The organism is Micromonospora sp. NPDC003776, assembly GCF_053605645.1.
Genome location: NZ_JBSGJR010000399.1, coordinates 1 through 6,651, shown reverse-complemented (window position 1 = coordinate 6,651; position 6,651 = coordinate 1). Strand labels below are relative to the sequence as shown.

Below are 6,651 nucleotides of genomic sequence, written 5' to 3'. Positions count from 1 at the left end.
GGCCGGCCGGAGGGGCCGTACGCGCCGTTCTGGGACCCGGCCCGGCAGCGCGCCAACGACGCCGCCTTCACCGCGCCCACGGTGGCCGGCCTGGCCGCCCTGCGCGACCGGTACGGGGTGCGCTGGCTGGTCGTCGACCGCGAGGTCGGCCGGGAGTCACCGGCCTTGGGCACGCTGGCCGACCTGCGCCACGACAACGGTCGGGTGGCCGTCTACCGGCTCCGCTGAGCGCTCACTCCTCCCAGTCCCGGTTGTTCTTCGCGGTCTGCTTGGCCAACTGGTACGCCGGCAGCATGGCCTGGTGCTCCGCGTCGTCCGCCCCGCCGACGGTCAGCAGGAACCGGCCCCAGATGGTGGACACCAGGATCGCCCGCTCGTGCGTGCCGGTGGGCCCGACGAAGGTCGCCTCGAAGGCGTCGAGCGGGCCGGCCTTCGTCCGGCGGTACTGCCGGTCGGTGACGTCGCCGTACGCGTAGAGGAACTTGTCCATGACCTGCTGCTGGTCGCCGGGCGAGTTCGCCCGCCAGGCCCGGAGGAAGCCGAGGTGACCGGCGGGCTTGGCGTCGATCTCGCAGACCGGCACGGCACCGCCGATGGCGGCGTCCCGGCCGTTCTTCACCGCCTTCGCCCGCCACTTCGCCGGTGCCGAGAAGATGAGCTCCATCGGGCACGGGCTCGCCTTGCCGCCGAGCTCACCGGCGGCCGGGGCCGGGGCCACCTCGTCGTACCAGGGCGGGCCGGCGACCACCGGCGAAGCGGTCGGGCTCGGCGACGCCGACGGACTCGCGGTGCCCCGCGGCTGCTCGTCGCCGCAGCCGCCGATCCCGGCAAGGGTCAGTGCGGCCAGCACGGCCGTCGCGGTACGTCGCAGCATCCCCGTCCTCCTGCGCTCCGGCCGTCGTGTTCGACGGCGGTCCCGGGATGTTAGTAGATCTTGCCGATCGGCGTGGACCCGTTTCCGCGGTCAGGCCGGGCGGTGGGCGCGCAGCATCAGCGAGACGCCGGGCAGCGCCCGCACCGGGAGGTACCGCTCGGCGGTGACGACCGTGCGCAGGCCGAGGTTCACCACCGGGTGCGGCTCGTCCAGGTCGGAACCGGTGGACCGGCGGCGTCGCCAGGCGGCCACCGGACGGAGCAGCACGTTCCAGCTCCACAGCTCGTCGACGACCAGCCCGGCCTTCGCCACGACCGCCCGCAGCCCGGCGCGGTCGTAGCGGCGGACGTGCCCGACCGCCACGTCGTGCGCCGACCAGAGCCGCATGTCAGCCGGTACCGCGATCAGCGCGGTGCCGCCGGGACGCAGCACCCGACGGATCTCGGCGGCGGCGAGGTGGTCCTCGTCGAAGTGCTCCAGGATGTCGAAGGCGACCACCAGGCCCAGGCGGGCCGACGGGACCGGCAGGTGCCGGGCGTCGGCCCGGATCACGTCCAGGCCCCGCTCCCGGGCCACCCCGGCGCCCTCCGCGCTGTATTCCAGGGCGAGCGGCGTCCAGCCGTGCGCCCGCAGCACCCGGGTGTTGCCGCCGCCGGCCGCGCCGACGTCCAGCGCCCGCTCGGGGCACACCCCGGCCGCCGCCAGCCGGCGCAGCGCCCGGCCCAGCAGGACCCGCCGCTCCCGGTACCACCAGTGGCGGTCCTCGAGCGCGGCGAGCTTGCGGATCTCCGTCGCCTCCACCGGCAGACGGTAACAGGGCCCTTCCGGACGGAAGGGCCCTGTCGCGGTAGCGGTCGGGTCAGGGCCGGGTGAAGACCAGGGCCACGTTGTGCCCGCCGAAGCCGAACGCGTTGTTCAGCGCGGCGGGGACCTCCATGTGCCGGGCCTTGTGCGCGGCCACGTCCAGGGTGAGGTCCTCGTCCGGGTCGTCCAGGTTGATCGTCGGGGGGACGACCCCGTCCCGGATGGCCAGGATGGTGGCGATCGACTCCAGCGCGCCCGCCGCGCCGAGCAGGTGCCCGGTCATCGACTTGGTGGCCGACAGCACCGGGTGGTCGCCCAGCGCCTTGCGCAGCGCGCCGATCTCCAGCATGTCGCCCACCGGAGTGGAGGTGGCGTGCGCGTTGACGTGCACAATGTCCGTCTTCGCCACGCCCGAGTCGGCGATCGCCCGGGCGATGGCCCGGATCGCGCCCTCGCCCTCGGCGTGCGGCTGCACGATGTCGTACGCGTCCGAGGTGATCCCCGCGCCGGCGAGGCGCGCGTACACCCGGGCGCCGCGGGCGGCGGCGTGCTCGGCCCGTTCCAGGACCACCACGCCCGCGCCCTCACCGAGCACGAAGCCGTCGCGGCCCTTGTCCCAGGGCCGGGACGCCTTCTCCGGCTCGTCGTTGCGGGTCGACATGGCCCGCATCGAGGCGAACCCGGCGATCGGCAGCGGGTGGATCACCGCCTCGGTGCCGCCGGCCACCACCACGTCGGCCCGGCCGGCGCGGATGATGTCCAGGCCGAGCGCGATCGCCTCCGCGCCGGTCGCGCACGCGCTGGCCACCGAGTGCACCCCGGCCTTCGCGCCCAGTTCCAGCCCGACCCAGGCGGCCGGACCGTTCGGCATCAGCATCGGCACCGTGTGCGGGGAGACCCGCCGCGGGCCGGACGCCTCCAGGATGTCGTCCTGGGCGAGCAGGGTGGTGGCGCCGCCGATGCCCGAGCCGACGCTGACCGCCAGCCGCTCCGGGTCCAGCCCGGAGTCGGCGAGCCCGGCGTCGGCCCACGCCTGCTGCGCGGCGATGATGGCGATCGCCTCGGACCGGTCCAGCCGGCGCAGCTTGACCCGATCCAGCACCGCGGACGGGTCCACCGCCAGTTGGGCGGCGATCCGGACGGACAGTTGCGCCGCCCACTCCTGGGTGAGCGCACTCACCCCGGAGCGGCCGGCGAGCATGGCGTCCCAGGTCGACGCGACGTCCCCGCCGAGCGGGGTCGTCGCGCCGAGCCCGGTGACGACGACGTCGGGACGACTCATGATCAGGACTGCGCCTCGATGTAGCTGACGGCGTCCCCGACGGTCTTCAGGTTCTGCACCTCGTTGTCCGGGATCTTGACGCCGAACTTCTCCTCGGCCGCCACCACGACCTCGACCATGGAGAGCGAGTCGACGTCGAGGTCGTCGGTGAAGGACTTCCCCTCGGCCACGTCGTCCGGGTTCACCCCGGCAACCTCTTCGAGGATCTCGGCGAGGCCGGCAGTGATCTCGTCACGGGTCATTGCGGTTGGTTCCTCTCAATGGGGGTTCCTCGACGGCCGGCGTCGCCGGCCGCCGCTCCTCGGCGCGTTCGCGCCCGAGGGGGTCTCAGGGGCAGCGGACGACCTGACCGGCGTAGGTCAGGCCACCGCCGAAGCCGAACAGCAGCACCGGGGCGCCCGCGGGCACCTCGCGCCGCTCGACCAGCTTGGACAGGGCCAGCGGGACGCTCGCCGCCGAGGTGTTGCCGGACTCGACGATGTCCTTGGCGATGATCGCGTCGGGGATGTTCAGCCGCTTGGCGATCCCGTCGATGATCCGGGCGTTGGCCTGGTGCGGCACGAACGCGGCCAGCTCCGACGGGTCCACGCCGGCCTTCTCGCAGGCCTGCAGCGCCAGCGGCGCCAACGCGGTGGTGGCCCAGCGGAAGACCGCCTGCCCCTCCTGCGCGATGTACGGCCGCCAGCCCTCGATCCGGACCGCGTCGCTCTTCTCCGGCACGGAGCCCCAGACCACCGGCCCGACCCCGACCGGCTCGTCGTCGGCGGTCGCCGTGACCACCGCGGCCCCGGCGCCGTCACCGAAGATGATGCAGGTCGAGCGGTCGGTCCAGTCGGTGAAGTCGGAGAGCTTCTCCGCGCCGATGACGATCGCGTTGCGGGCCGCGCCGGCCCGGATCGCGTGGTCGGCGGTGCCGAGCGCGTACGCGAAGCCGGAGCAGGCGGTGTTGATGTCGTACGCGGCCGGGGCGGTGATGCCGAGCTTGGCGGCGACCCGGCAGGCCACGTTCGGGCTGCGGTCGACCGAGGTGCAGGTGGCGACCACGACGAGGTCGATGTCGGCGGCGGTCAAGCCGGAGTTGGCCAGCGCCTTGCCGGCGGCCGCGGTGGCCATGTCCGCCACCGTCTCCTCGCCGGCGATCCGCCGGGTGACGATGCCGACCCGGTCCCGGATCCACTCGTCGTTGGTGTCGACGAGTTGGGCGAGCTCGTCGTTGGTCACCACCCGCGAGGGCTGGTAGTGCCCCATCGCGACGATCCTGCTGCCGGTCATCAGTGCTTGCCTTCCGTTCGCGCCTGCCGGGCGATCAGGTCCCGCGCGGCGGGCAGGTCGTCGGGGGTGTTCAGGGTGACGATCTCCGGCGCGCCCTCGCCCTTGAGTTCGCGCTTGACCAGGCCGGCCAGGGTGCCGGCCGGGGGCAGCTCGATGATGCCGGTGACGCCCAGGTCGGCCAGCGTGCGCATGCACAGGTCCCAACGGACGGGAGCGGTGACCTGGCGGACCAGTCGCTGGACCATCTCCTGCCCCTGGCCGACCGCGGTGCCGTCCAGGTTGGAGAGCAGGGTCCGGACCGGGTCGGCCGGGGTGATCCCGGCGGCCGCGGTGGCCAGCGCGGCCTCGGCCGGGGCCATGTACGGGGTGTGGAACGCGCCGGCCACCTTCAGCCGGGTGATCCGGGCCCGCGCCGGCGGCTCGGCGGCCAGCTTGTCCAGCCCGTCCAGGCTGCCGGCGGCGACGATCTGGCCGGCGCCGTTGCGGTTGGCCGCGTGCAGGCCGTGCGCCTCGATCGCGGCGACCACCTCGTCCGGGTCGCCACCGAGCACGGCGGCCATCCCGGTCGGCTCCAGCGCGCAGGCGGCGGCCATCTCCCGGCCGCGTACGCCGGCGAGGGTCACCGCCTCCTCGGCGGTGAGCACTCCGGCCAGGGCCGTGGCGCCCAGCTCGCCGACGCTGTGCCCGGCGACCAGCGCGACGTCCTGCATCGGCAGGTGCTCGCCCGCCAGCAGCGCGGCCGCCACGAGCAGCGGCTGGGTGCGGGCGGTGTCCTTGATCTCGTCCGCGTCCGCCTCGGTGCCGAGGTGCACCAGGTCGACCCCGGCCAGCTCGGACCAGGCGCGCAGGCGCGCCTCGGTGCCGGGGAGGTCCAACCAGGGGGTCAGGAAACCGGGTTTCTGGGCACCCTGTCCGGGTGAGAGTACGGCGAGCACGCATACGACTCTGACGGATACTCGCGGGTCGCGCTGTAACGCAGGGCACCAAACCGCACTAGAAGCTTTGGAGGATCCCTACAAAGATCGGCGGCGATCATCACCAGTCTGCGCCGTTTTCCGGCCGCTTGGGCTCAATGTCTGGCTCGGGACGGCTGCGACAGCCGGGACCACCGGGTCGAGCCGACCGACGGTCAGCGCCACCTGCAGGGCGAACGCGTCCCGGGGTGCCAGCGGCGAGAAGCCCGTCACCTCGGCGACCCGCTTGAGACGGTAGCGGACCGTGTTCGGGTGCACGAAGAGCGCCCGGGCGGCGCTCTCCAACGTGCCGCCGGCCGCGAAGAAGGCGTCCAGCGTCTCCAGCAGTTCGCCGCCGGCCCGGACCAGCGCCGCGTACACGTCGTGGCGCAACCGGCGGCGGGCCTCCGCGTCGCCGGCGAGGGCCCGCTCCGGCAGCAGGTCCGCGGCGGGCACCGGGCGCGGCGCGGTCGGCCAGGCCGGCGCCGCCCGGAAGCCGGCCAGCGCCGCCCGGGTGGAGTCCGTCGCCTCGTCCAGACTGGGCACCGCCGGGCCCACCACCACCGGCCCGTCGCCGAACGCGGTCAGCAGCTTCTCCGTCGCCGCCACCGGGTCGGCCGCGCCGCCCAGCACGATCACCAGGCGGTCCCCGTGCACGCCGCCGATCACCTCGACCCCGATCCGGCGGGCCTGCCGGTAGACGGTGTGCAGCACGGCGGCCACCTCCCCACCGGGGGAGCGGCCCACCGCCACCGCCACCGGGGGCGCGTCGGACCAGCCAAGGGCCGCCGCCCGGCTGGCCAGCACGTCCGGCGAGTCGCCGCGCAGCAGCGCGTCCACCAGCAACGCCTGGAGCCGGGCGTCCCAGGAGCCGCGGGTCTCGGCGGCGCGGGCGTACACCCGGGCGGCGGCGAAGGCGATCTCCCGGGAGAAGCGCAGCACCGCCTCCCGCAACGACTGCTCCTCGCCCTCGACCGCCAGTTGGCCCACCTGTTCCTCGACCACCTCGATGGTCACCTTGATCAGCGCCACGGTCTGCTGCAGGCTGATCGACCGGGCGAGGGCCTGCGGTGCCGCGGCGAAGACCTCGTCCGACACCTCCTGGGTGCTGTCCGTCGCGCCGCCGCCCTGCCGCAGCCACTGCACCAGCGACCGGACGCCGGCCTGGGCGACCAGCGTGACCCAGGACCGCTGGTCCGCCGGCAACTCCCGGAACCAGGGCAGGGCCTCGTCCATCCGGGCCACGCTGGCGGTCGCCAGCGCCCCCGCCGCCCGCTCGATCCGGCGCAGGGTCGCCGACAGTTCGGTACCGCCCGGCTCGCTCACCGGTCCAGCCTGACATGCCCTGACCAGGGACTCCACTTCGAGGGTCGGCCGGCGGCGGCGCGGTGGCGCCGGCCGACCACGGGACACCCCCGCCTGCCCGGCGCGCCCCCGCCGACCAGGCCGCCGACCGGTGCTGGCCG

At 74.6% G+C, this 6,651-nt stretch carries 8 protein-coding genes; 1 reads left to right on the top strand and 7 read right to left on the bottom strand.

Annotated elements, in window-relative coordinates; translation table 11 throughout:
- Nucleotides 1–228: hypothetical protein (locus ACWEVO_RS26100; protein WP_452310146.1), on the top strand; the 228-nt coding region annotated here is incomplete at its 5' end.
- A gap of 4 nt (nucleotides 229–232) precedes the next feature.
- On the opposite strand, the gene ACWEVO_RS26095 is transcribed toward ACWEVO_RS26100, so the two are convergent.
- From ACWEVO_RS26095 to ACWEVO_RS26065, 7 genes are all read right to left on the bottom strand, one after another.
- Complete coding sequence (locus ACWEVO_RS26095; protein WP_452310145.1) at nucleotides 233–874, bottom strand: lipoprotein; 642 nt, start codon at nucleotides 872–874, stop codon at nucleotides 233–235.
- A gap of 90 nt (nucleotides 875–964) precedes the next feature.
- Nucleotides 965–1,675: a class I SAM-dependent methyltransferase gene (locus ACWEVO_RS26090; RefSeq protein WP_452310144.1), complete on the bottom strand. Its 711-nt coding sequence runs from the start codon at nucleotides 1,673–1,675 to the stop codon at nucleotides 965–967.
- A gap of 58 nt (nucleotides 1,676–1,733) precedes the next feature.
- Nucleotides 1,734–2,960, bottom strand: a complete 1,227-nt coding sequence (gene fabF / locus ACWEVO_RS26085) for a beta-ketoacyl-ACP synthase II (RefSeq protein ID WP_452310143.1) — start codon at nucleotides 2,958–2,960, stop codon at nucleotides 1,734–1,736.
- A gap of 2 nt (nucleotides 2,961–2,962) precedes the next feature.
- Nucleotides 2,963–3,202, bottom strand: coding sequence for an acyl carrier protein (locus ACWEVO_RS26080; protein WP_007072348.1), 240 nt, complete (start codon nucleotides 3,200–3,202; stop codon nucleotides 2,963–2,965).
- A gap of 85 nt (nucleotides 3,203–3,287) precedes the next feature.
- Entirely contained in the window at nucleotides 3,288–4,232 is a 945-nt protein-coding gene (locus ACWEVO_RS26075; RefSeq protein WP_452310142.1) for a beta-ketoacyl-ACP synthase III, read from the bottom strand.
- A complete protein-coding gene (locus tag ACWEVO_RS26070) occupies nucleotides 4,232–5,167 on the bottom strand; it encodes an ACP S-malonyltransferase (protein ID WP_452310141.1) in 936 nt (311 codons plus the stop codon). Before ACWEVO_RS26070 ends, ACWEVO_RS26075 begins: the two co-directional genes overlap by 1 nt.
- A 78-nt stretch (nucleotides 5,168–5,245) precedes the next feature.
- Nucleotides 5,246–6,547, bottom strand: coding sequence for a PucR family transcriptional regulator (locus ACWEVO_RS26065; RefSeq protein WP_452310147.1), 1,302 nt, complete (start codon nucleotides 6,545–6,547; stop codon nucleotides 5,246–5,248).
- Between the last annotated feature and the right edge of the window lie 104 nt (nucleotides 6,548–6,651).